The sequence below is a fragment of the Propionicimonas sp. T2.31MG-18 genome (assembly GCF_964266745.1).
Classification (GTDB): Bacteria; Actinomycetota; Actinomycetes; order Propionibacteriales; family Propionibacteriaceae; genus Propionicimonas.
On record NZ_CAXWGX010000012.1, the window covers coordinates 284,064 to 306,744 of the forward strand.

At 72.3% G+C, this 22,681-nt stretch carries 25 protein-coding genes; 19 read left to right on the forward strand and 6 right to left on the reverse strand.

Annotated features, from left to right (window positions below; translation table 11 throughout):
• Position 1: 1 nt before the first annotated feature.
• Positions 2 to 1,174, forward strand: coding sequence for an amidohydrolase family protein (locus tag ACFQQJ_RS06295; protein ID WP_377105136.1), 1,173 nt, complete (start codon positions 2 to 4; stop codon positions 1,172 to 1,174).
• 33 nt (positions 1,175 to 1,207) lie between these two features.
• On the opposite strand, the gene ACFQQJ_RS06300 is transcribed toward ACFQQJ_RS06295, so the two are convergent.
• A complete protein-coding gene (locus ACFQQJ_RS06300; protein ID WP_377105137.1) occupies positions 1,208 to 2,128 on the reverse strand; it encodes a S1C family serine protease in 921 nt (306 codons plus the stop codon).
• Positions 2,129 to 2,422: 294 nt separating this feature from the next.
• Between ACFQQJ_RS06300 and rpsP the strand changes: the two genes are divergently transcribed.
• From rpsP to dprA, 14 genes are all read left to right on the forward strand, one after another.
• Positions 2,423 to 2,851 (forward strand): 30S ribosomal protein S16, encoded by a 429-nt coding sequence (rpsP, locus tag ACFQQJ_RS06305; protein WP_377105138.1) that lies wholly within the window; start codon positions 2,423 to 2,425, stop codon positions 2,849 to 2,851.
• A gap of 5 nt (positions 2,852 to 2,856) precedes the next feature.
• Complete coding sequence (locus ACFQQJ_RS06310) at positions 2,857 to 3,108, forward strand: RNA-binding protein (protein ID WP_377105491.1); 252 nt, start codon at positions 2,857 to 2,859, stop codon at positions 3,106 to 3,108.
• 64 nt (positions 3,109 to 3,172) lie between these two features.
• Positions 3,173 to 3,685, forward strand: coding sequence for a ribosome maturation factor RimM (gene rimM, locus ACFQQJ_RS06315; RefSeq protein ID WP_377105139.1), 513 nt, complete (start codon positions 3,173 to 3,175; stop codon positions 3,683 to 3,685).
• Positions 3,675 to 4,379 (forward strand): tRNA (guanosine(37)-N1)-methyltransferase TrmD, encoded by a 705-nt coding sequence (gene trmD / locus ACFQQJ_RS06320; protein WP_377105140.1) that lies wholly within the window; start codon positions 3,675 to 3,677, stop codon positions 4,377 to 4,379. Before rimM ends, trmD begins: the two co-directional genes overlap by 11 nt.
• Before the next feature lie 183 nt (positions 4,380 to 4,562).
• Positions 4,563 to 5,207 (forward strand): succinate dehydrogenase cytochrome b subunit, encoded by a 645-nt coding sequence (locus ACFQQJ_RS06325; protein WP_377105141.1) that lies wholly within the window; start codon positions 4,563 to 4,565, stop codon positions 5,205 to 5,207.
• A complete protein-coding gene (locus tag ACFQQJ_RS06330) occupies positions 5,207 to 7,240 on the forward strand; it encodes a fumarate reductase/succinate dehydrogenase flavoprotein subunit (protein ID WP_377105142.1) in 2,034 nt (677 codons plus the stop codon). Before ACFQQJ_RS06325 ends, ACFQQJ_RS06330 begins: the two co-directional genes overlap by 1 nt.
• Positions 7,237 to 7,998, forward strand: coding sequence for a succinate dehydrogenase/fumarate reductase iron-sulfur subunit (locus ACFQQJ_RS06335; protein WP_377105143.1), 762 nt, complete (start codon positions 7,237 to 7,239; stop codon positions 7,996 to 7,998). Before ACFQQJ_RS06330 ends, ACFQQJ_RS06335 begins: the two co-directional genes overlap by 4 nt.
• A gap of 587 nt (positions 7,999 to 8,585) precedes the next feature.
• On the forward strand, positions 8,586 to 8,936 hold the full coding sequence (rplS, locus tag ACFQQJ_RS06340) for a 50S ribosomal protein L19 (protein WP_377105144.1): 351 nt from the start codon (positions 8,586 to 8,588) through the stop codon (positions 8,934 to 8,936).
• Between the two features lie 65 nt (positions 8,937 to 9,001).
• Entirely contained in the window at positions 9,002 to 9,775 is a 774-nt protein-coding gene (gene lepB / locus ACFQQJ_RS06345) for a signal peptidase I (RefSeq protein ID WP_377105145.1), read from the forward strand.
• A 6-nt stretch (positions 9,776 to 9,781) separates the two neighbouring features.
• A complete protein-coding gene (locus tag ACFQQJ_RS06350) occupies positions 9,782 to 10,429 on the forward strand; it encodes a ribonuclease HII (RefSeq protein WP_377105146.1) in 648 nt (215 codons plus the stop codon).
• Entirely contained in the window at positions 10,426 to 10,737 is a 312-nt protein-coding gene (locus ACFQQJ_RS06355; RefSeq protein ID WP_377105147.1) for a DUF2469 domain-containing protein, read from the forward strand. Before ACFQQJ_RS06350 ends, ACFQQJ_RS06355 begins: the two co-directional genes overlap by 4 nt.
• Before the next feature lie 96 nt (positions 10,738 to 10,833).
• Positions 10,834 to 11,199 (forward strand): YraN family protein, encoded by a 366-nt coding sequence (locus tag ACFQQJ_RS06360; RefSeq protein WP_377105148.1) that lies wholly within the window; start codon positions 10,834 to 10,836, stop codon positions 11,197 to 11,199.
• Positions 11,196 to 12,725, forward strand: coding sequence for a YifB family Mg chelatase-like AAA ATPase (locus tag ACFQQJ_RS06365; RefSeq protein WP_377105149.1), 1,530 nt, complete (start codon positions 11,196 to 11,198; stop codon positions 12,723 to 12,725). The genes ACFQQJ_RS06360 and ACFQQJ_RS06365 overlap by 4 nt, the downstream gene beginning before the upstream one ends.
• Positions 12,725 to 13,849 carry a DNA-processing protein DprA gene (gene dprA, locus ACFQQJ_RS06370; RefSeq protein WP_377105150.1) on the forward strand — a complete coding sequence of 375 codons (1,125 nt, stop codon included), beginning with the start codon at positions 12,725 to 12,727 and terminating at the stop codon, positions 13,847 to 13,849. Before ACFQQJ_RS06365 ends, dprA begins: the two co-directional genes overlap by 1 nt.
• Here the strand turns inward: dprA and ACFQQJ_RS06375 are convergent.
• Positions 13,834 to 15,234 carry a dihydrolipoyl dehydrogenase family protein gene (locus tag ACFQQJ_RS06375; protein WP_377105151.1) on the reverse strand — a complete coding sequence of 467 codons (1,401 nt, stop codon included), beginning with the start codon at positions 15,232 to 15,234 and terminating at the stop codon, positions 13,834 to 13,836. The two genes, dprA and ACFQQJ_RS06375, sit on opposite strands and share 16 nt — an antisense overlap.
• 94 nt (positions 15,235 to 15,328) lie before the next feature.
• Here ACFQQJ_RS06375 and ACFQQJ_RS06380 point away from each other — a divergent pair, with 94 nt between their 5' ends.
• The gene (locus ACFQQJ_RS06380) at positions 15,329 to 16,324 is read left to right on the forward strand and encodes a DUF4349 domain-containing protein (RefSeq protein WP_377105152.1); all 996 of its coding nucleotides are present in this window, start codon (positions 15,329 to 15,331) and stop codon (positions 16,322 to 16,324) included.
• A 180-nt stretch (positions 16,325 to 16,504) separates the two neighbouring features.
• Here ACFQQJ_RS06380 and ACFQQJ_RS06385 read toward each other — a convergent pair whose 3' ends face one another.
• Positions 16,505 to 17,119, reverse strand: a complete 615-nt coding sequence (locus ACFQQJ_RS06385) for a TMEM175 family protein (protein WP_377105153.1) — start codon at positions 17,117 to 17,119, stop codon at positions 16,505 to 16,507.
• Positions 17,120 to 17,127: 8 nt separating this feature from the next.
• Entirely contained in the window at positions 17,128 to 17,355 is a 228-nt protein-coding gene (locus tag ACFQQJ_RS06390) for a hypothetical protein (RefSeq protein WP_377105154.1), read from the reverse strand.
• 111 nt (positions 17,356 to 17,466) lie between these two features.
• Between ACFQQJ_RS06390 and ACFQQJ_RS06395 the strand changes: the two genes are divergently transcribed.
• A complete protein-coding gene (locus tag ACFQQJ_RS06395; RefSeq protein WP_377105155.1) occupies positions 17,467 to 18,690 on the forward strand; it encodes an APC family permease in 1,224 nt (407 codons plus the stop codon).
• A 2-nt stretch (positions 18,691 to 18,692) separates the two neighbouring features.
• Here the strand turns inward: ACFQQJ_RS06395 and ACFQQJ_RS06400 are convergent, their stop codons facing one another.
• Positions 18,693 to 19,649, reverse strand: a complete 957-nt coding sequence (locus ACFQQJ_RS06400) for a hypothetical protein (RefSeq protein WP_377105156.1) — start codon at positions 19,647 to 19,649, stop codon at positions 18,693 to 18,695.
• A gap of 75 nt (positions 19,650 to 19,724) precedes the next feature.
• On the opposite strand from ACFQQJ_RS06400, the gene ACFQQJ_RS06405 reads away from it, so the two are divergent.
• A complete protein-coding gene (locus ACFQQJ_RS06405; protein WP_377105157.1) occupies positions 19,725 to 20,837 on the forward strand; it encodes a PfkB family carbohydrate kinase in 1,113 nt (370 codons plus the stop codon).
• Between the two features lie 11 nt (positions 20,838 to 20,848).
• Positions 20,849 to 21,766 (forward strand): pseudouridine-5'-phosphate glycosidase, encoded by a 918-nt coding sequence (locus ACFQQJ_RS06410; RefSeq protein ID WP_377105158.1) that lies wholly within the window; start codon positions 20,849 to 20,851, stop codon positions 21,764 to 21,766.
• Between the two features lie 9 nt (positions 21,767 to 21,775).
• Here ACFQQJ_RS06410 and ACFQQJ_RS06415 read toward each other — a convergent pair whose 3' ends face one another.
• Positions 21,776 to 22,675 carry a phosphoribulokinase gene (locus ACFQQJ_RS06415; RefSeq protein WP_377105159.1) on the reverse strand — a complete coding sequence of 300 codons (900 nt, stop codon included), beginning with the start codon at positions 22,673 to 22,675 and terminating at the stop codon, positions 21,776 to 21,778.
• Positions 22,676 to 22,681 lie beyond the last annotated feature (6 nt).

Consider the following 22,681-nt stretch of genomic DNA (forward strand, 5'->3'; position numbering starts at 1 on the left):
GATGAGCGGGCACGCACCCCCCGGGCTGGGGGAGCCGGAGTTCTTCGCGCACTCCCACGCCGCAGCCCCCGTGCCCACGGCGCCGGAGGCGCAGCGACTGCACCTGCACGGCGTCCTGTTGCCCGGCGGGGAGCAGACCGACCTGTGGGTGGCGGACGGGCTCGTCCGCACCGAACCGGTCCCCGGGGCGGTCACCGTGTGCCGCGACGCCTGGATCCTCCCCGGCCTGGTCGACGCGCACTGCCACGTCGGGCTGGGCTCCCAGGGCCCGGTGGCCGACGAGGTCGCCGAGGCGCAGGCGCTCGCCGACAGGGACGCGGGCACGCTGCTCATCCGCGACGCCGGCTCGCCGGTCGACACCCACTGGATCGACGCGCGGGAGGACCTGCCCCGGATCATCCGGGCGGGGCGCCACATCGCCCGTCCCCGGCGCTACATCCGCCACTACGCCGAGGAGGTCGAGCCCGAGGAGCTGATCGCGGAGGTCGCCCGCCAGGCCCGCCGCGGGGACGGCTGGGTGAAGCTCGTCGGCGACTGGATCGACCGCGACGCCGGCGACCTCGCCCCGCTGTGGCCGTCCGACGTGGCCGCGGCCGCCATCGCGAAGGCCCACGAGCTGGGAGCCCGCGTCACCGCCCACTGCTTCGGGGAGGAGTCGGTGCACGAGCTGGTGCGCGCGGGCATCGACGGCATCGAGCACGGCACCGGGCTGGACGCCTCCACCATCGCCCTCATGGCCCAGCGGCAGGTGGCGCTGGTGCCCACGCTGGTCAACCTGGAGAACTTCCCCGCGTTCGCCGACGCGGGCGAGGAGAAGTTCCCGGCCTACGCCGCGCACATGCGGGCGCTGCACGCCCGCCGCTTCGCCACGATCTCGGCCGCCGTGGAGGCCGGGGTGCCGGTGTACGCCGGCACCGACGCGGGCGGCACCATCAGCCACGGGCTCATCGGCACAGAGATCACGATGCTCGCCGCGCTGGGGGGTGCCGACTTCGCGCTGGGCTCGGCGTCCTGGCGTGCCCGGGAGTGGCTGGGTGCTCCGCCGCTCGCCGACGGGGCCGGCGCCGACCTGGTCGTGTACGCCGCCGACCCGCGCCGCGACCCGTCCGTCACCCGGCACCCCGAGCTGGTGATCCTGCGCGGCCGGGTGGTCCATCCCTCCCGCCCCGCCTGATTGCGGCCGAACCCGTCCGGCCCGGGAGGGGGCTCACGCGGTCAGTTCGCGCGGCACGGCGATCACGTCGACCAGGGCGCCGTTGCGCCACACCGTGATCTCCACCGGACGCCCGATGGCCTCCTCGACCATCCACCGCTGCAGGCTCGTGGCCGACCCCATCGGCTCCCCGGCGACCGCGACCACGACGTCGCCCACCTTCAGGTCGGCCAGCGCCGCCGGGCTCCCGGGCACGACCTGGGCCACCCTCAGCCCGGTGGCGCGGCCCAGCCGCGACGCGAGCGGGGGCGGCAGCGGGGCCTGGCCGGCGGCCACGCCCAACCAGGCGCGCCGGACCCGTCCGGTGCTCATCAGCGCGTCGATGATCCGCCGGGTGCTGGGGTTGATCGGCACGGCCAGCCCGAGGCCGACACCGGCGACAGCGGTGTTGACCCCGACCATGCGGCCGGCGCTGTCGGCCAGGACGCCGCCGCTGTTGCCCGGGTTCAGGGCGGCGTCGGTCTGGATGACCTCGTCCACCACCCGTCCGCCGCGCGTGGGCAGGGACCGGCCCAGCCCGGAGACGATGCCGGCGGTGACGCTGCCGGACAGCCCGAGCGGGTTGCCCAGCGCCACGACGAGCTGCCCGACCTGGAGGGTCGTCGCGTCGCCCAGCACCACGGGGTCGGGTGCCGGCCCCGTCGCCCGCAGGACGGCGAGGTCGGAGAGCGGGTCGCTCCCGGTCACCTCGACGGTGGCCTGGGTGCCGTCGGCGAACTCGGCGGTGGCCTGCCGCGCCCCTTCGACGACGTGGGCGCTGGTGAGCAGGAATCCGTCGGAGGTCACGACGCTGGCACTCCCGGCACCGTCGCCGCGCGCGCCGCGGACCCGCAGGCTGGCCACGCTCGGCAGCACCTGCCGGGCCACCCTCACCACGGCGGCGGAGTAGGCGTCCAGCGCCTCGGAATCGGCCATACCGTGCCAACGCCCGCGCCCGGTGGCCCTGTTCCGCTGTTCGCCGACGGCGTGGAGGGGCCGCGGCGACGCTCGGCGGGGAAGGGCGTGCGCATGCGGCCGGGTGCTCATTGGCGTCGTCCGGCCCTGCTCTGGCACAATGAACGACGCATCTGTGCCCGACGGTGCCCTCTCATCGCCGGCGGTCAACGGATCCACCCGAACCTGGTGCGCGTTGCCCCACAGCGAGCGCCGGCGTTCACCCGTCCGGCCCGGTGACGTCACCGGACCTTTCCCACAGGAGATACCACACACGTGGCTGTCAAGATTCGCCTGAAGCGGCTCGGCAAGATCCGCTCCCCGCACTACCGCATCGTCGTCATGGACTCCCGCACCAAGCGGGACGGCCGTGCCATCGAGGAGATCGGCCTCTACCACCCGAAGAACTCGCCGTCGGTGATCCGGGTCGACTCCGAGCGCGCGCAGTACTGGCTCGGCGTCGGCGCCCAGCCGACCGAGGCCGTCGTGGCGCTGCTCAAGCGCACCGGTGACTGGCAGAAGTTCAGCGGTGACACCAGCCCCTCCGGCGTCGAGGACCAGCCCGCGCCGAAGGACAAGGTCGCGCTGTTCAACGCCGCCCTCGCCGAGGCCGACAGCGAGCCGGCCACCGCCGCCATCTCGCGCAAGAAGAAGGCCGACCAGGCGGAGGCCGAGGCTCCGGCCGGGGCCGAAGAAGAGGCCTGATGAGCATGCTGGCCGACGCGCTGGAACACCTGGTCCGTGGACTGGTGCCCAGCCCGGACGACGTCCGGGTGCGCGAGTCCGACCGTGGTCGCGTCCGCACCCTCGAGGTGCGGGTCCACCCGGAGGACATCGGCAAGGTCATCGGACGGCAGGGGCGCACCGCGAGTGCGCTGCGGACGGTGATCGCAGCCCTCGCCGGCCGCGAGCAGGTGCGGGTCGACTTCGTCGACGTCGACCGCCGGCCGCGCCGTCGCTGAGCACCACCCACCCATCCGCCCCGTCCGCACCCGCGGCGGGGCGGATGCTCGTATCGGAGGCGAGTTGAGCGAGCAGGTCATCGTCGGCACCGTCGGACGCGCGCACGGCCTGCGTGGCCAGGTGAGCGTGCGTCCGCGCACCGACAGCGTCGAGGAGCGGTTCGCCCCAGGGCAGGTCGTCACCTCCGGGCAGCGGACCCTCACCGTCGCGGGCCACTCCTGGCAGCAGGGACGCCTGGTGGTCGCCTTCGACGGCGTCACCGACCGCACGGCAGCCGAGGCGCTGCGCGGGCTCGACCTCTGGGCCGAGGGGACGAACGTCGCGACCGGCGACGAGGAGTACCACGACCTCGAGCTCATCGGGCTCACCGCGGTCGACCCCGAAGGGCGCGAGCTGGGATCGGTGGTGTCCGTCGAGCACAACCCCGCCCAGGACCTGCTCGTCGTCCGCACGCCCGCGGGCGACCGCCTTGTGCCGTTCGTGACCGCGCTGGTCCCCGAGGTCGACACCGCAGCCGGCCGCCTGGTGATCGCGCCGATCCCTGGGCTGCTGGAAGAGGTGCCCGATGCGGATTGACCTGGTCTCGATCTTCCCCGACTACTTCGCGCCGCTGCGGCTGTCCCTGGTCGGCAAGGCCGTCGAGGCCGGGCTGCTCGACCTCGGCGTCCACGACCTCAGGGACTGGACGCACGACCGGCACCGGACCGTCGACGACACCCCGTACGGCGGGGGAGCCGGCATGGTGATGAAGCCCGAGCCGTGGGGCGAGGCGCTCGACGCCCTGGTCCCCGCGGACGGGCCGACGCCGGTGCTGGTGGTGCCGACGCCGGCCGGCGTCCCGTTCAGCCAACCCCTGGCCCACGACCTCGCCGCGCGCGACTGGCTCCTGTTCGCCTGCGGACGCTACGAGGGCATCGACGCCCGCGTCGTCGAGTACGCGTCCTCCCGCATGGAGGTGCTCGAGGTGAGTCTCGGCGACTACGTGCTGAACGGGGGAGAGGTGGCGGCCCTCGCGGTGACCGAAGCGGTGGTCCGGCTGCTGCCCGGCGTCCTGGGCAACCCGGCGTCGCTGGTGGAGGAGTCCCACGGCACCGACCTGGACGGACTGCTGGAGTACCCCGTGTACACCAAGCCGGCCCTCTGGCGAGGCCTTGAGGTACCGCCGGTGCTGCTGTCCGGCCACCACGGCGAGGTCGCGAAGTGGCGCCTGGAACAGTCGCGGCGCCGGACCGCGGAGCGCCGTCCTGACCTTCTCGAGGGCCGCAATTAGGGCACGTCGCTTTTGCTCAATTGCGCCGAATCGGCCCTTCGTCCAGTCCTTGTCCGTTATCTGAGACCGGCTGTGCCGGAAAGGCCGCAGGCGTCAGAAACTGTCGCCGATCCTCACTAGTCTGTGGACGTGGCGACAACGACTCTTACCCCTCATCAGAGAGCTGTCCGATCCACGGTCGCGTTGAAAGCCCTGATGGCTGTCACCGGTCTGATCATGATCGGCTTCCTGCTGATGCACATGTACGGCAACCTCAAGATGTTCCTCGGCGCCGAGGCATTCGACCACTATGCAGAGTGGTTGAAGGGGGACATCCTCTACCCGCTGGTCCCGAAGGGCTGGTTCATCTGGATCTTCCGCGCCGTGATGGTCGCGTCCGTGGTGCTCCACATGTACTCGGCGATCACCCTCTGGAAGCGCGCGATGGACGCGAACCCGTCCGCGTACCAGGTGAAGAAGCAGCTGGCCCAGACCTACTCGGCGCGCACCATGCGCTGGGGCGGCATCATCCTGGCCGGCCTGCTGATCTTCCACCTCGCCCAGTTCACCGTGCACTCCGCACTGGTGGCCGGCGCCTACACCACCCCGTACGAGATGGTGGTCGGCGAGTTCCGGATCTGGTGGATGGTCCTGCTGTACGCGATCTGGATCGCGACCGTCTGCATGCACGTGCGGCACGGGTTCTGGAGCGCATTCGCCACGCTGGGGGCCAACACCAGCGCCAAGGCTCGCGCCGTGCTGAACGGCTGCGCCTGGGCGGTCGCCCTCCTGCTCTACATCGGCTTCATGATCATGCCGGTGGCCGTTTTCTTCGGATGGATCAACTGATGACCACGACGACCAAGACCTCACGCCAGAAGGCGGAGAAGACCGACGCCGGCGCCGACTACTTCGTGGTCGGCGAGGAGATCGCCGACGCCAAGGCTCCGGCCGGCCCCATCGAGCAGAAGTGGGCCAAGCGCAAGTTCGAGGCCAAGCTGGTCAACCCGGCCAACCGCCGGAAGCTGACCGTGATCATCGTCGGCACCGGCCTCGCCGGTGGCGCCGCGGCCGCCTCGCTCGGCGAGGCCGGCTACAACGTCCTCAACTTCTGCTACCAGGACAGCCCCCGCCGGGCGCACTCGATCGCCGCCCAGGGCGGCATCAACGCGGCCAAGAACTACCGCAACGACAACGACTCGACGTTCCGGCTGTTCTACGACACGGTCAAGGGCGGCGACTACCGCGCTCGCGAGACCAACGTGTACCGGCTGGCAGAGGTCAGCGCGAACATCATCGACCAGTGCGTCGCGCAGGGCGTCCCGTTCGCCCGTGAGTACGGCGGCCTGCTCGACAACCGCTCCTTCGGTGGCGTCCAGGTGCAGCGCACCTTCTACGCCCGCGGCCAGACCGGTCAGCAGCTGCTGATCGGCGCCTACCAGGCGCTGGAGCGGCAGGTCGCGGCCGGGACGGTCAAGATGTACGCCCGGCACGAGATGCTCGAGCTCATCGTCGTGGACGGCCGCGCCCGCGGCATCGTCACCCGCGACATGGTGACCGGCGCCATCGAGAGCCACTACGCCGACGCGGTCGTGCTCGCCACCGGCGGCTACGGCAACGTGTTCTTCCTGTCCACCAACGCCATGGGCTGCAACGTGACCGCCACGTGGCGGGCCCACCGCAAGGGCGCCTACTTCGGCAACCCCTGCTACACGCAGATCCACCCGACCTGCATCCCGGTGCACGGCGAGACGCAGTCGAAGCTGACCCTGATGTCGGAGTCGCTGCGCAACGACGGCCGGATCTGGGTGCCGAAGCGCGCCGAGGACTGCGACAAGGACCCGCGCCAGATCGCAGAGGCCGACCGCGACTACTACCTGGAGCGGATCTACCCGGCGTTCGGCAACCTGGTGCCGCGTGACATCGCGTCCCGCCAGGCCAAGAACATGTGCGACGAGGGCCGCGGTGTCGGCCCCGCCGTGAAGGAGTTCGACCACGAGGGCAACGAGCGGATGGTGCGCCGGGGTGTCTACCTCGACTTCGCCGACGCGATCGGACGTCTCGGCAAGGACGGCGTCGCCGCCCGCTACGGCAACCTCTTCGACATGTACGCCCAGATCACCGGCGAGAACCCGTACGAGACCCCGATGCGGATCTACCCGGCGGTGCACTACACCATGGGTGGCCTGTGGGTGGACTACGACCTGTCCAGCAACATCCCCGGCCTGTACGTGACCGGCGAGGCGAACTTCTCCGACCACGGTGCGAACCGGCTCGGTGCGTCCGCCCTCATGCAGGGCCTGGCCGACGGCTACTTCGTGCTGCCGAACACCATCAACGACTACCTGGCGGGCGCGCCGTTCGAGAAGATCGACGACACCCACCCGGCGGCCGCTGAGGCGCTGGCGTCGGTGAAGGGCCGGATCGAGGCGCTGCTCAGCGTCAACGGCACCCGCACGGTGGACTCCTTCCACAAGGAGCTCGGCCACATCATGTGGGAGTACTGCGGCATGGAGCGCACCGAGGAGGGCCTGAAGACCGCGATCGCCAAGATCGACGAGCTCCGCGAGGAGTTCTGGCGTGACGTGAAGGTCACCGGCGTGAACGAGGACTTCAACCAGACCCTGGAGCGGGCCGGCCGGGTGGCCGACTTCTTCGAGCTGGGCCGGCTGATGTGCGTGGACGCGCTGCACCGGCGCGAATCCTGTGGCGGCCACTTCCGCGCGGAGAGCCAGACCGAGGACGGCGAGGCGCTGCGTCATGACGACGAGTTCCTCTACGTCGGCGCCTGGGAGTTCACCGGTACCGGCGAGAAGCCGGTCCTGCACAAGGAACCCCTGGAGTACAACTTCATCGAGCTGAAGCAACGGAGTTACAAGTGAACGTCACCCTGCGCGTCTGGCGCCAAGCAAACGCGTCCTCGGAGGGGCGCATGGTCACCTACCAGGTGCAGGACGTCTCTCCCGATATGTCCTTCCTGGAGATGCTGGACCTCCTCAACGAGGACCTCACCGTCAAGGGTGAGGAGCCGGTGGCCTTCGACCACGACTGTCGCGAGGGCATCTGCGGCATGTGTGGCGTGGTGATCAACGGCACGGCCCACGGCCGCGGCAACTCGCCGGTGCCCACCACCACCTGCCAGCTGCACATGCGGTCCTTCGAGGACGGCGCCGTGATCGACGTCGAGCCCTGGCGGGCCGGCCCGTTCCCGGTGATCAAGGACCTGGTCGTCGACCGGGGCGCCTTCGACCGGATCATCCAGGCCGGTGGGTACGTGTCGGTGAACACCGGCGCTGCCCCCGACGCTCACGCCAATGCCGTGGGCAAGCTGAAGGCCGATCGCGCCTTCGACGCTGCCACCTGCATCGGCTGCGGCGCCTGTGTGGCAGCCTGCCCGAACTCCTCGGGCATGCTGTTCACTGCGGCGAAGATCACCCACCTGGCGATGCTCCCGCAGGGCCAGCCCGAGCGGAAGCTGCGGATCAAGAACATGATCGCGCAGCACGACTCCGAGGGCTTCGGCGGCTGCACGAACATCGGTGAGTGCGCCGAGGTCTGCCCCAAGCAGATCCCGTTCGACACGATCAGCCAGCTCAACCGCGACCTGATCGCCTCGCTGTTCTCCCGCGACGGCAAGTAGGTCATCCGCCTGAGTCGGCCCCCGGAGCACGCTCCGGGGGCCGACGCCGTTTCCGGTCTCCGCCCTGGCCCCTCTGCCCCTGCCCGTCCCCGGCCCTCCCGGACCCGCGTTCGCTGCCGATTGCCACTCGTGCTGCCGGAATTCCGGTGGCGAGCGTTGCACTCGGGGGCAGGAACGCGGGGGACGGCGCGCCTGGCGGCGTCCGCGCACGGCAGACCTCCAGGGCGACCTCCGGGCAAGGTGGCGACCGCCAGGCGGGGGTTGGCGGACGCAGCGGCCGCCCACCAAAGGGTTGCCGGACGCGGAGGCCGTCCGCTGCCCTCCCCGGTCCGCGTTTGCTGCCGATTGTCACTCGTGCTGCCGGAATTCCGGTGGCGAGCGTTGCACTCGGGGGCAGGAACGCAGGGGACGGCTGCCCGCCGGCGACGGTGACGGGGGACGCGGGGCGGCGGCGATTACCCTCGCCGGGGGCGGGTGTGGCAAACTTGTTGACCGTTGTGCCGTCGGCGCTCCTGCCACAGGGGGAAGGCCTCGACGGACCTCACTCAGAACGAGACGAAGTGTCCTGTGGCACTGGCGAGGAAACCATGAACCAGCTTGTTGAGCAGATCGGCAAGGCCGCCCTGCGCGAGGACGTGCCGGACTTCCGTCCCGGCGACCAGGTGAAGGTGCACGTGCGGGTCATCGAGGGCAACCGCTCCCGCATCCAGATCTTCGCCGGCGCCGTGATCTCCCGCACCGGTTCTGGCATCGCCGAGTCCTTCACCGTCCGCAAGGTCAGCTTCGGCACCGGCGTCGAGCGCACCTTCCCGCTGCACAGCCCGATCATCGAGAAGATCGAGGTCGAGCGCATGGGCGACGTGCGACGCGCCAAGCTGTACTACCTCCGCGGTCTTCGTGGCAAGGCTGCGAAGATCAAGGAGAAGCGCGACCGCTGAGGCCTCCGGACGTCCCGGTGGTGGCAGACTCGCAGCGTGAAGGGCAGCCCCACGAAGGGAGTGCGGTGAGCGCACCCAGCGAAACCGAGCGCGAGCGCGGCGGTGCCCTGTCGACCGTCGGCGGCTGGCTGCGCGAGATCGCGATCGTCGTGGTCGGCGCCCTGATCGCCTCCACCCTGCTGCGCCTGTTCGTGGCGCAGATGTTCGTGATCCCTTCCGGTTCGATGGAGAACACACTCCTGGTGCGTGACCGCGTGGCCGTGCAGAAGATCGCCGGCTACCAGCGCGGCGACATCATCGTGTTCCGCGACACCCTCGACTGGCTGGCGCCCGCGAAGGTGAACGACGACCCGGTGAATCGTGCCCTGGTCTTCGTCGGGCTGGCGCCGGACGAGAGCTCCAACCACCTCATCAAGCGCGTCATCGGCGTGCCGGGTGACCACGTCACATGCTGTGATGCGCGTGGACGCGTGAGCGTCAACGGGACGGCGCTGAACGAGGGCGACTACCTCTACGTCGACCCGACCACGGGCAAGCAGGTCGAGCCGTCCTCGGTCGCCTTCGACATCGTCGTGCCCGCCGGGCGGGTCTTCGTCATGGGCGATCACCGCAACGACTCCGCCGACTCCCGCTGCCACCTGTCCGACGACACGCGCGGCGCTCCCGAGGGGACGAACGCCTTCATCCCGGTCGAGAACATCGTCGGCACGGCGGTCGCGGTGGTGTACCCGTTCAGTCGCTTCCACGGCATCAGCCGTCCGCGGACGTTCGAGGGCGTGCCCGCAGGAGAGGCGCCGCCGGAGGCACCTGTGCTGACCGGCCCCAAGGTCGTCTGCTAGGCGATCATGGGGATCGTGGTGCGCCGGGACGCCGGCATCTACGCCTACGAGGCCTCGCTGCGGCGCGCCGGGTTCGAGCTGATCGCCGGTGCCGATGAGGCGGGACGGGGAGCCTGCGCGGGCCCGCTCGTGGCGGCGGCCGTGATCCTGAAGCCGGGGCGCGGGGGCCAGATCCCCGGGCTCGCGGACTCCAAGCTGCTCAGCCCTGCCGCTCGTGAGCGGGTCTACGACCAGGTGGTCTCGCGCGCGCTCGCCTGGTCGGTGGTCAGCGTCGAGGCTCGGGAGTGCGACGAACTCGGCATGCACCACGCCGATCTGGCGGGGCTTCGGCGGGCGCTCCTTCGCCTGGCACCCGCAGGGGACTTCGCGCTCACCGACGGCTTCAGCGTCGACGGCCTGGGCGTGCCGAGCCTGGCGATCTGGAAGGGCGACCGGGTGGCCGCGTGCGTCGCGGCCGCGTCCGTGGTGGCCAAGGTGACGCGTGACCGGATCATGGCCGGATGGCACGAGGACCTGCCCGAGTACGCGTTCGACATCCACAAGGGCTATTGCACGCCGCTGCACCAGGAGCGGCTCGACGAGCACGGGCCGAGCCGCATCCACCGGATGTGCTTCGACAACGTGCGGCGAACGATTAAGGTGAGTGCGTTATGAGTGCCGAGGACCTGGAGCAGTACGAGTCTGAACTCGAACTGCAGCTGTACAAGGAGTACAAGGACGTCGTCGGCATCTTCACCTACGCGGTGGAGACCGAGCGCCGGTTCTACCTGTGCAACGCGGTCGACCTGAAGGTGCGCACCGAGGGCGGTGACGTGTACTACGAGGTGTCGATGGGCGACGCCTGGGTGTGGGACATGTACCGTCCGGCCCGGTTCGTGAAGAGCGCCAAGGTGCTCACGTTCCGCGATGTGTCGATCGAGGAGATCGCCCACAGCGACCTGAAGGTGCCCGACAACCTCTGAGCCTGTGGACGGCGCACCGCTCGTCCACAGGCCGCGCGTCCCGCTGACGCGATCGGCCGGTCCCTCCCGGATAGTGACCATCGGGAGGTGGTTGCGGTGGAACGCGCCGAGGTCTGGCACGTCGGGGAGGAACTGGCAGCAGCACACTTGCAGCGATTGGGCTGGAGGATCCTCGAGCGGAACTGGCGGTGTCCGGCCGGAGAGCTCGACATCGTGGCACTGGAGCCGGGCCCCGAGCCCGTGGTGGTCTTCTGTGAGGTCAAGTGCCGCATCGGGTTGGGTTTCGGCCCTCCGCTGGAGGGCATCACGACGGCGAAGGTCGCCAAGCTGAAGCAGGTGGCCCTGCACTGGCTGCGGGCGCAGCCCTCCCCGGTGCGCCACATCCGGTTCGACGGGGTCGGCGTGCTGCTCACGCGAGGGGCGCCGCCGGTGATCACCCACGTGCCGGGGATCGGACGGTGAGCCAGGCGAGGGCGTGGTCGGTCGCGCTGGTGGGCATCGAGGGGACGATGGTCGAGGTCGAGGCCGCGATCAGCAGCGGCCTGCCGCGCACCACCATGGTCGGGCTCCCGGACGCGGCCCTGTACGAGGCCCGCGACCGGTGCCGCGCCTCGATGGCGTCGACGGGCTTCGGGTGGCCGTCCGACCCGGTGACGATCAACCTCTCCCCGGCGACCCTGCCCAAGGCAGGCTCCCACTACGACCTCGCGATCGCGGCTGCCGTGGCCGCTGCCGGACGGAAGTTCGACCCGGCGGCGCTGGAGGGGCTCGCGCTCTTCGGCGAGCTGGGGCTGGACGGGCGGGTGCGCACGGTGCGGGGGCTGCTGCCGGCGATCCTCTCCGCTGCCGGACGCGGGTTCGCCCGCGTGGTGGTGCCGGCCGGCCAGATGCGGGAGGCCTCGCTCGTCGACGGCGTGGAGGTGTTCGGGGCCGGCGACCTCGCCGACCTGTTCGACGTCCTCACCGGCGGTGAGGGCGCCACACTGCCGCCCCCCGCGGAGGAACCGGCGCAGGAGCGGGCACGCCTCGACCTCGCCGATGTCGCGGGGCAGGCGGAGGGCAAGTGGGCGCTGGAAGTCGCCGCGGCCGGCCGGCACCACCTCTACCTGCACGGGCCGCCGGGGGCCGGCAAGACCCTCCTGGCCGAGCGCCTGCCCGGCCTGCTGCCCGACCTGGAGGTGAGCGAGGCGCTGGAGGTGTCCGCGGTGCACTCCCTCGTCGGTGCGAACCTCGACGGCGGCCTGGTCCGGCGTCCGCCGTACGCAGACCCCCACCACTCGGCCTCCATCGCCAGCCTGGTCGGCGGAGGGGCCCGAATCGCCCTTCCGGGGGCGGTGTCGCGAGCGCACCGCGGCGTGCTCTTCCTCGACGAGGCGCCGGAATTCTCCCCCCGGGTGATGGAGGCGCTGCGCGTGCCCCTGGAGTCGGGACGGATCGTGCTCGGGCGATCGATGGCGACGGCGGTCTACCCGGCGCGCTTCCAGCTCGTCCTGGCCGCCAATCCGTGCCCGTGCGGCATGGCCGGTACGCCCGGGGGCGGCTGCCGCTGCGCGCCCATGGCCGTGCGCCGGTACGCCTCGCGGGTGTCGGGGCCGATCCTTGACCGGATCGACATCCACCAGCAGCTGCGCCCGGTGAAGGCGGCATTCCTGCGCCACGGCCAGGAGCCCGCCGAGAGCACGGCCGTCGTGGCCGAGCGGGTGCGGGCCGCGCGCGACCGGCAGCGCCGCCGCCTCGACGGCAGCGGGTGGCGCACCAACGGCGAGGTGCCGGGGCCGGCCCTGCGCAAGCGCCTGCCCCTCCCCGAGGGCGCGGAGATCCTCGATGCGGCCGTGGCCCGGGGACGCCTGTCCGCCCGGGGGGTCGACAAGGTGCTGCGGCTCGCCTGGACGGTGGCGGACCTCGCGGGGGCGGACCGGCCCGGGCGCGAGCACCTGCACACGGCCCTGGCGATGCGGCGGGGCGAGTCGGGAACGGAGGCGGCGTGATGGACGAGCGGCTCGCGAGGATGTCCCTGGCTGCCGTGGTCGAACCGGGCCATCCCGCGGTCGCCGAGGCGGTGGCGGCGTACGGGGCCGAAGCTGTGTGGGCCAGTGTCAGGGAGCGACCGGGCGACGTGCCGCTCGCGGTCCGGGCGCGTCGCGTCGTGCCCGAGGAGCTCGTGGCCCGCACCCGGGCCGCGGGGCTGCGCTTCGTGGTCCCCGACGACGAGGAGTGGCCCGCCGCGCTGGCGGACCTCGTCGGGGGCGAGCCCGTGAACGAGCTGTCGGGGGAGCCGCTGGGGCTGTGGGTCGGCGGCGGTGGCCACCTGGGCGAGCTGTGCTCCTCCAGCGTGGCGATCGTCGGGTCCCGGGCCTCCACCGCCTACGGAGACACGGTGGCGGCCGACCTCGGGGCGGAACTGTCCGAAGGCGGACGCAGCATCGTGTCCGGCGGCGCGTACGGCATCGACGCCGCGGCCCACCGCGGGTGCCTCGCCGGCCGGACGCCGACCGTGGCGGTGCTGGCCGGAGGACTCGACCAGCCGTATCCGGCCGGCCACCGGCCCCTGTTCGAGCGCATCGCCGAGCGTGGCGTGCTCGTGAGCGAGCTGGCGCCGGGGGAGCACCCGACGCGGGTGAGGTTCCTGGCCCGCAACCGGCTGATCGCCGCGCTCGCCCCGGGCACCGTGCTGGTGGAGGCCGCCGCCCGCTCCGGCGCCCGCAACACCGTGACGTGGGCGAATGCGCTCGCGCGCGTGGTGATGGCGGTCCCCGGGCCGGTCGGCAGCGCGACGTCCGTCACCCCGCACAGGCTGATCCGGGAGGCCGAGGCGGTGCTGGTCACGGGCGCGACGGACGTGCTCGAGCTGCTCTCGCCGCTGGGAAGGGCGAGCCCGCGGACGCCGGGGGAGCACCGCGCGACCGACGACCTGGACGGCGTCGAACTTCGGGTGTTCGAGGCGGTGCCTGGCCGCGGCGCACTACCGGCGGGGGAGGTCGCGCTGCGTGCGGGTATCACCCTCCCGCGGTGCCTGGCCGCCCTCGACCGCCTCGCGGAGGAGGGCTTCCTCGCGCAGGACCTGCACGGCCAGTGGCACCTGCCGCACCGGACGCCTCACCGTGCCCGGTAGGCCTCCAGGAGGCGGAGCCAGACCTCGCTCGCCGTCGGGTAGGACGGGACGGCGTGCCAGAGCTGACCGGCCGTCAGGCGGCCGACGATGGCGACGGTCGCAGCGTGCACCAGCTCGCCCACCTCCTGCCCGACGAAGGTCGCGCCGATGAGGCGGCCGGTGTCGCGCTCGAAGAGCAGCTTCGCCCGGCCCGAGGCGTCGTCACGCAAGAGCCCGAAGCCCGAGGCGCTGGTCAGGTCGACCTCGACGGGGTCGACCACGAGGCCGCGGGCCGTGGCCTCGTCCTCGCTGGGGCCGCTGGAGGCCACCTGTGGGTCGGTGAAGACAACTTGCGGCACCGGCACGTCCGCGGGTTCGTCCGGGACGGGCCGTCCCTCGGCGACGGCGGCGATCCGGTCCCCGACCAGGCGCGCCCGGTACTTGCCCCAGTGCGTGAGCGGTGCCTCTCCGCTGACGTCTCCGACGGCGTGCAGCCACTGCGGCAGCAGGGACGCCTGCCGCAGCGCGTCGGCGGGAAGTCCGACGGTCTCCAGCCCCAGCGCGTCGGTGGCCGGACGCCGTCCCGTGGCGACGAGCACCTCGGCGAAGTCCCGGGACGCGCCGTCCACGGTGAGCGTGACCGGGCCGCCGTGCACCCGCCCGACGCCGGTGTCCCTGCCGTCGGGCCGCTCGGCCCGGGAGACGTCCGCGCCGAACTGCACGTCGACGCCCGCGCCCCGCAGGCCGTCCGCGACCAGGTCGGAGGCGAACGGCTCGAAACGCTCGAGCAGCCGCCGGCCCCGCACGAGCAGCGTCACCCGGGCCCCGAGCCCGGCCAGCCAGGTACACGCCTCGACCGAGACAACCCCGCCGCCGACGACGGCTATCGACTTCGGGACCTCCGACAGCCCGGTCGCGTCGCGCGACGTCCACGGGTGCACCGAGGCGAAGGTGCCCGGGACCACCGCAACGCTGCCCGTGGCGAGCACGACCGCGATGCGGGCCTCGACCTCCCGCGTCACCCCGTCCGTGGTCACCTGCACGCGCCGCTCGCCGGCCAGCCGGCCGGTGCCGCGGACGACGTCGATGCCGGCCCCCGTGGCCCACGAGACCTGCCCGCTGTCGTCGTAGTGCGAGACCCAGGAGTCACGGCGTGCGAACAGTGCGGCCGCGTCCACCGGCACGTGCTGGGGTAGCCCCTCGAGGTGCTCGGCGGCCGCCCGCACGTCCAGGGGCCGCAGGAGCGCCTTGCTCGGCATGCACGCCCAGTACGAGCACTCACCGCCCACACGCTCGTGCTCCACGAGGAGGGCGGTGCGGTCCGAGCCGCGAATCGCGTAGTCGGCGGCGTTCTCGCCGGCCGGCCCGCCGCCGATCACAATGACGTCGTAGCTGTCGGAGGTCATCGGCCCAGTCTGGTGCAGGTCACGATTGCGCAACAGTCCGGCGCCGTGGCGCCACCTACGCAACAAAGCGCATGCGCCGCCCGTGGGACAGGGCATGAAGACACTGCCCGTGCTCGGCGCGGCCGCCGCCGCGATCGCCTCCCTCGCCCTGCTGGCCGGCTGCTCCGGCGGGTCGGGCGCCTCCTTCCCCAACGCCACGATGGCGGCCGACGGCCGCGTCGACGCCCCCGGCGAGGCCGGGGCGGAGCCGGCGCCGGCAGAACAGCCCGCCGGGGTGCCCGGGATCACCGTCGAGCAGAAGATCGCCCGGACGGCGCTGGTCAGGATCACCGTGACCGACGTCGAGGCGGCCGCCGCCCAGTTGCGCCAGCTCGCCAGGGCGATGGACGGACAGGTCACGGCCGAGAATCTCGTCACCCGTGCGGCAGCGGACGACGAGCGTGGCCCGGTCTCGACGATCGTCATCACGGTGCCGTCCGACCGCCTCGACTCGACCCTCGACCAGCTGAAGTCGGTCGGCACCCTGACCAGCAGGGTGGTGTCGTCGGAGGACGTCAGCCTCGAGGTCGCCGACGTGGACGCCCGCATCCGCACGCTCAACGACTCCATCGCGCGGCTGCGCGAGCTGTGGAAGCGTGCCGACCGCACCAGCGACCTGATCCAGCTCGAAGGGGAGACGCAGGCCCGGATCTCGGAGCGGGACTCCCTGGTCGCCCAGCAGCGCGTGCTCGCCGCGCGGGTCGCGACGTCGCCGGTCACCATCACCCTGGAGACTCCGGAGAAGGCCAGCGAGATCGAGACCACCGGGTTCCTCGGCGGGCTCATGGCGGGATGGAACGCCCTGGTCTCCAGCAGCCGCGTGCTGATGACCGTCGTGGGGGCCGTGCTGCCGTTCGCCGCGCTGGCGGCCCTCATCGTCGTCCCCCTGCTCGCCTGGCGGCGCAGGGCCCGGCGCCCGGTGGTCGTGCACGCCCCGGCCCCCGCGTCCGCTCCGGCTGCGCCGCACCCGCCCGGCAGCGCCTCAGCGGCGCAGGATGCCACGTCCCCGGCCCCTGATGCCGGCGCGGACGCCGACCGCACGACGCCGTGATGTCCCCCGTCGGGGGGACAGACGTGGAGGGCCCCGCGTCCCTAGGCTGGAAGCGCCAGGGGGGAGCAGCCGCTGCTGCTGCGAGGCCGCGAGGCCGGCAGCGACTGACCTGAGGAAGACCCGATCGCAGAAGACGCCACAGGAGCGGACGAGCCTCACCGGCCGTCCGCTCCTGGCATGTCAGGGGTGACGGACGCGCCGGAGGACGGCGGCGACCAGCGGCTCGAGCAGCAGCACCAGCAGCGACCAGAACTGGAGCCCCGGCACCGTGACCGCCAGCACGAGCGCAAGGGCGAACAGGCCCGTGGACACCCCCGGGGCCGTCAGCGCGGACGCCGTCGCTGCGAAACCGGGCCCGACCAGCGCGGGCCGGCGGCCCAGCCACCAGCGCATGGACAGGGGGATCAGGCTGGTCGCGAGCATCGTGCCGATGTAGACCGCCAATTGGAGGCGATCGGTCTCGAGGGCGCCGATGAGGGCGGTCGCGACGGGCAGCCAGACGATGGTGAACATCCAGGCGACGTTGGGCCGCAGCAGCACACCGTCCTGCTTCTCGACGTGCTCGAACAGCCGGTCGTGGCCGCGCCAGAACGCCGCGATGATCACGAAGCTCAGCGCGAACGCCACGAGCTGGCCGTCGTGGGCGCGGAGGTAGCCCCCGGTGTCGAGGCCCTCCTTCGCCGCGTCCGTGACCGACTCCAGCAGCGGGAGGATCAACAGGGTCATCGCGATCGCCACGACGGCGTCGGTGAAGAAGACCAGCCGCTCGACCGGGCGGAGGTGGACGGTGGACATGCCCCGAGCTAAGCGGCGGCCGTGACCGGACGCAAGGCGCCGCGCCACCACAGCGCTGCCGCGACCGCCACGTGCAGCACCACGACGGCCCAGAAGGCCGACGGCGATGCCGACAGGACCCCGGTCGCGACGAACATCACGTCGATCACCCCGTGGAACAGGGCGCACGCCAGCACCGACCCCCGGCCCAGCCGGTACACCCAGCTCAGGATCACCGACGTGGCAACGGTCAGCACGAAGAAGCCGGCGAACCCGGCGTCAAGTTGGTGACGTCGGACCGCGCTGCCATGCGCACAACTTCGCTGACCCGGCCACGCGGTGTCGGCGCCAGCCGTTAGGGTGACGCGGTGCACAAGCTGACGGTGGCCCAGGGGACGGCCCTGAGCGCCGGGGCCGTGCTCGGCGCCGGGGTGATCGCACTGCCGGCCGTGGCCGACGCGATCGCCGGCCCCGCGTCCCTGGTCGCCTGGCTGGCGCTCGTCGTGCTGTCGGCCCCGCTGGCCTGGACCTTCGGCGAGCTCGGCGCGCGCTTCCCCGACGGCGGAGGGGTCTCCGCCTACGTCCGGCGGGCGTTCGGCACCCGGGCCGCGGACGCCGTCGGCTGGATCTTCTACTTCGCCGTGCCCCTGGGGGCCCCCGCGGCGTGCTCGTTCGCCGGCGGCTACGTCGCCGATGTCGTCGGGGGCGGCCAGCTCACGAAGACGCTCACCTTCCTGGCCATCATCGCCGCGGTGTTCTGGATGAACTGGCTGGGGCTGCACGTGTCCGGACGGGTCCAGCTGGCGCTGTCGGCCACTCTCGCCACGCTGCTCCTGGTCACCGCACTGGCCGCGCTCCCACACGCGGACCTCGGCAACCTCACGCCCTTCGCTCCCGCCGGGTGGGGGGCGGTCGGCTCGGCCGCGGCCCTCCTGGTCTGGGCCTTCGCCGGCTGGGAGGCCGTGTCCTCGCTGTCACCGGAGTACGCGAACCCACGGCGGGACGTGCCGAGGGCGACCATGCTCGCCGTGATCGTCGTGGGCGTCCTCTACCTGTCGGTGGCGTGGGCCAGCGTCGTGGTGCTGGGGCCGGACCTGGCCGGCAGCCAGGCCCCGCTGGCGGACCTGCTCGCGAGGGGCCTCGGCGGCCCGGTACGCCCCGTCCTGGCCGTCGTCGCCGTCCTGCTCACCCTCGGCACCGTGAACGCCTACGTCACGGGAGCCTGCCGGTTCGGTGCCGCACTGGCCCGGGAGGGGGCCCTGCCCTACCGCGCCTTCGGCACCACCCGCCGTTCGCTGGTGTTCGTCGTGGCCGCTGCCGTCGTCGCGCAGCTTCTGCCGATCGAGCTGCACACCCTGATGCTCCTGGTCACCGGCGGACTCACGCTGGTGTACGTGTTCGGTACCGCCGCGGCGGTCAAGCTGCTGCCCGGCCGGGGCGAGAAGCTGACGGCGGGCTTCTCCCTGCTGTGCGTGTGCGTGCTGCTCTGGCTGACGGGCTGGCCGGCGCTGCTCGGCCTCGGCGTCGCGGCGGCGGCTGTCGGCTACCGGGCCTGGCGCGACCGCGTGCGGGCGGCGCGGCAGCCGGGCTAGCGTCAGCAGCCCGCGAGGTGGAGCCGCAGCGGGGCGTCGAGCACCAGCTGGTGCGTCACCTGGCCCGCGGCGCCGTTCACGTGCTCCATGGCCGCGTTGTGGGCCGCCACCCACAGGCTCGCCGCCCACGCCACCTCGAGCTCGTCCGCGCTGAAGGCCCGTCCGGTCTCGGCCTGGTAGGCGGCGAGGACGCGTTCCCCCTGCACCACGGGTGCCAGCCGCGGTTCATCGGGGAGTTCGTGGTAGTTGGCGGTGAGGCACCCCACCAGCACCGCCTCCGGACGCGCCGTGAGCTCGTCCCAGCCGTGCACGACCGGCAGTGGGGCGCCGCCGGGGCCGTCGAGCCACCGCACGTGTGCGCCGTTGAGGTCGGGGTGGCCGATGACGGACGGGAGGTCAGCGGCGAGCAGCCGTTCCCTCGCGAGGCGGGCCTGACCGACCAGCCCGGGCGGCAGGACGCGCACCACGTCCTCGGGATCCCGGCCCGGGACGGCCACCGGGGCCCACAGGCGGCCGGCGGCGCGATGGTCGTAGCGCAACCATGGTGGTGGCGGCACGAGGGGAGCCGGATCCAGCCCGGACAGCGCGGTGACCAGCCGAGCGAGGAGCCGGCCGTAGCTGCCCGGCGGGTCCTCAGCGGGCACCACGGCGCCGTCCGAACGCCACGTCTCCGCCGTCACCAGCAGCGGCTCCGGCCCCATCGGGGCGGGCCCGGCCAGCGGCAGCGGGCAGGCGATGCCGGCCTCGTGGGCCCTCCGCTGGGCCGCGACGCACGTGTCCAGACGCGCGGACGCGGGGCGCACCTTCACCGCCACCACGCGTCCGTCAGCGAGTTCGAAGCCCCACAGCTGGGACGACGGCGGGTCGGCGATGAAGCTGTGCACCGGCGAGGAGCCGAGATGGAGCTCGCACCACTGGGTGATCGTGTCCGGGTGTGCGGGGTCGGACGCGAAGGGCACGATGCGAAGAGTAGTCCGGCACGGGGGGCGCCGAGGGATTGCTAAGAGAATCAAGGTCCGCTAAGAATGCCTAGTGTGACCTTGACGCCGCGGGAGCGCGAGATCCTCGCCCTGCTCCGGGCACAGCCGTTGCTCGACGCGGCCGGGCTCGCCCGCAGCCTCGGCACCAGCAAGGGAGCCGTGGCGGTCGCCCTGTCCGCGCTGAGCCAGAAGGGCGAGATCGTCGGCCGCGGCTACATCCTGCGCGGTGAGCCCTGGGCGGTCGTCGTCGGCGGGGCCGCCTGGGACATCAAGGCCCGCAGCGTGGCGACCGTCCGGCTGCGTACCTCCAACCCCGCCGTGGTCGGACGCACGCCCGGCGGCGTCGGCCGCAACATCGCGGAGGGCGTGGCCCGCCTCGGCGGGCGCGTGCACCTCGTCGCGGCCGTCGGTGCCGACACCGCGGGACGGGACCTGCTCGCGATCACAGCGGAGGCGGGGGTCTACGTCGACCACGTCGTCACCAGCCCCCACCCCACGGGCAGCTACCTCGCCGCCCTGGACTCCGACGGCGAGCTGGTGGTCGGGCTGTCGGACTTCGCCGCCACCGACGCCATGGACGTGGCCGCGCTGAGCCGGTCCCAGGAGCTGATCGCCCACGCCGGTGTCGCCGTCCTGGACGGGAACGTGGGCGTGCCCGTGGCGGCCTGGGTGCTGGCGGTGGCCGGCGGGGGCGGCGTCCCCGTGGTGCTCGAACCGGTCAGCGTCGCCAAGGCGGCCCGGATCGCCCCGCTGCTGCGTCCGGACCTGCCGGTGTACGCGGTGACGCCGAACGTCGACGAACTGGCCGCCCTCGTCGGGCGCCCGGTGGACGACACCACCGCCGACATCGTCACCGCCGCCCGCGGCCTGCACGCGCGCGGGGTGGCCCACGTGTGGGTGAGCAGGGGCGCCGGGGGCAGCCTGCTGGTCAGCGCGGACGACGTGGTCGCACTGGACGCCGTCCCCGCAGAGGTCGCGGACGTCACGGGCGCGGGCGACGCCCTCACTGCCGGGTTCGTGCACGGGCTGCTGGCGGGGGAGAGCCCCGCGGAGGCTGCCCGGCAGGGACACCTCGCCGCAGCCCTCACCGTGGCCAGCGGCCACACCGTCCGCCCCGACCTCGGGGTCGCGTTCGCCGCGGCCCTCGCCGACACCCGACAACCATGAGGAGCCCGACCATGACCGAACCGCATCCCCTGCTCGCCGTCGCCCCGGAGGTGCGGGACGCGCTGGCGTCCGGCCGTCCCGTGGTCGCACTGGAGTCGACGATCATCAGCCACGGCATGCCGTACCCGAAGAACGTGCAGACCGCCCGCGAGGTCGAGCAGATCATCCGCGACGGTGGCGCCGTCCCGGCGACGATCGCGGTCCTGCACGGCGTCCCCCGGATCGGGCTGGACGACGACGAGCTCGACCTGCTCGGCTCCGACGAGCACGTGCGGAAGGTGAGCATCCGTGACCTGCCCGTGGTGATCGCGCGGGCCGAGCACGGCGCCACCACCGTCGCCTCGACGATGCGGCTGGCGGCGCTCGCCGGCATCCACGTGTTCGTGACCGGCGGCCTGGGCGGGGTGCACCGCGGGGCGGAGCACTCGATGGACGTGTCGGCCGACCTGACCGAGCTGAGCCTCACCGACGTCGCCGTGGTCAGCGCGGGGGTGAAGTCGCTGCTCGACATCGGGCGCACCCTGGAGGTGCTCGAGACGCTCGGCGTGCCCGTGGTCACGGTCGGCTCCGACGACTTCCCCTCGTTCTACTCCCGCTCCAGCGGCTTCCGCTCACCGCTGCGGCTGGACAGCGCGGAGGAGGTGGCGCGCGCGATGCGTGCGAAGTGGTCGCTCGGGCTCGCCGGCGGCATCGTCGTCGCCAACCCGATCCCGGTCGAGGACGAGATCCCCGAGGCGGAGATCGGGCGGCTGATCGAGCAGGCCGTCGCCGAGGCCGACCAGCGGGGGATCACCGGCGCGGCGATCACGCCGTTCCTGCTGGGACGCATCGTCGAGTTGTCCGGCGGGGAGTCGTTGCGGGCGAACATCGCCCTGGTCAAGCACAACGCCGCGCTGGGCGCAGCGATCGCCGTCGCCTACGCCCGGTAGCTCCGGGGGTCAGCCGACGCCGCTGCCGACCACGGAGCGTTCCCTGCTCGCGGTGTCGTGGAGTCGCCAGACCAGCGGCGTCAGGATGAGCTGCATCGCGAGCTCCATCTTGCCGCCGGGCACCACGATGCTGTTCGCCCGCGACATCAGCGAACCGTCGATCATCGACAGCAGGTAGGGGAAATCGATTCCGCGAGGATCGGCGAATCGAATGACCACCATGGATTCATCAGCCGTCGGAATCCAGCGCGCCGCGAAGGGATTCGAGGTGTCCACGATCGGGACCCGCTGGAAATTGATGTGGGTCTTCGTGAATTGGGGGCAGATGAAGTTCACGTAATCGGGCATCCGGCGAAGGATGGTGTCGGTCACCGCCTCGGTGGAGTAGCCGCGCTTGGTGCGGTCGCGGTGCAGCTTCTGGATCCACTCCAGGTTGATCGTGGGCACCACGCCGATGAGCAGGTCGGCATGCCGGGCGACGTCCACCGTGTCGGTCTGGACGGCCCCGTGCAGCCCCTCGTAGTAGAGCAGGTCCGTGCCGGGGGCGAGCTCCTGCCAGGGTGTGAACGTGCCGGGTGGCTGCGAGAACAGCAGCGCCTCGCCCTCGTCGTGGACGTAGTTGCGGACGCTGCCGGTGCCGTTCTCGCCGTACTGGTGGAACAGGCCCTCGAGCTCCTCGAAGAGGTTCGCCTCCGGGCCGAAGTGGCTCATCGCCGCCCGTCCGGCGGCCTCGGCCTCCGCGTGCACGCGCTTCATCTCGGCGCGGTCGTAGCGGTGGAACGAGTCGCCGTGGACGATGGCTGCGGTGATGCCCTCCCGCTGGAAGATCTGCTGGAAGGTGTCGGTGACGGTGCTCGTGCCGGCTCCCGAGGAGCCGGTGATGGCGATCACCGGGTGCTTGCGCGACATGCGTCC

Excerpts from the sequence above, each read along its gene's own strand:
- ACFQQJ_RS06295 (WP_377105136.1), top strand. The coding sequence starts at position 2 with ATGAGCGGGCACGCACCCCCCGGGCTGGGGGAGCCGGAGTTCTTCGCG.
- ACFQQJ_RS06300 (WP_377105137.1), bottom strand. The coding sequence starts at position 2,128 with ATGGCCGATTCCGAGGCGCTGGACGCCTACTCCGCCGCCGTGGTGAGG.
- ACFQQJ_RS06310 (WP_377105491.1), top strand. The coding sequence starts at position 2,857 with ATGCTGGCCGACGCGCTGGAACACCTGGTCCGTGGACTGGTGCCCAGC.
- trmD (WP_377105140.1), top strand. The coding sequence starts at position 3,675 with ATGCGGATTGACCTGGTCTCGATCTTCCCCGACTACTTCGCGCCGCTG.
- ACFQQJ_RS06330 (WP_377105142.1), top strand. The coding sequence starts at position 5,207 with ATGACCACGACGACCAAGACCTCACGCCAGAAGGCGGAGAAGACCGAC.
- rplS (WP_377105144.1), top strand. The coding sequence starts at position 8,586 with ATGAACCAGCTTGTTGAGCAGATCGGCAAGGCCGCCCTGCGCGAGGAC.
- ACFQQJ_RS06350 (WP_377105146.1), top strand. The coding sequence starts at position 9,782 with ATGGGGATCGTGGTGCGCCGGGACGCCGGCATCTACGCCTACGAGGCC.
- ACFQQJ_RS06355 (WP_377105147.1), top strand. The coding sequence starts at position 10,426 with ATGAGTGCCGAGGACCTGGAGCAGTACGAGTCTGAACTCGAACTGCAG.
- dprA (WP_377105150.1), top strand. The coding sequence starts at position 12,725 with ATGGACGAGCGGCTCGCGAGGATGTCCCTGGCTGCCGTGGTCGAACCG.
- ACFQQJ_RS06375 (WP_377105151.1), bottom strand. The coding sequence starts at position 15,234 with ATGACCTCCGACAGCTACGACGTCATTGTGATCGGCGGCGGGCCGGCC.
- ACFQQJ_RS06380 (WP_377105152.1), top strand. The coding sequence starts at position 15,329 with ATGAAGACACTGCCCGTGCTCGGCGCGGCCGCCGCCGCGATCGCCTCC.
- ACFQQJ_RS06385 (WP_377105153.1), bottom strand. The coding sequence starts at position 17,119 with ATGTCCACCGTCCACCTCCGCCCGGTCGAGCGGCTGGTCTTCTTCACC.
- ACFQQJ_RS06410 (WP_377105158.1), top strand. The coding sequence starts at position 20,849 with ATGACCGAACCGCATCCCCTGCTCGCCGTCGCCCCGGAGGTGCGGGAC.
- ACFQQJ_RS06415 (WP_377105159.1), bottom strand. The coding sequence starts at position 22,675 with ATGTCGCGCAAGCACCCGGTGATCGCCATCACCGGCTCCTCGGGAGCC.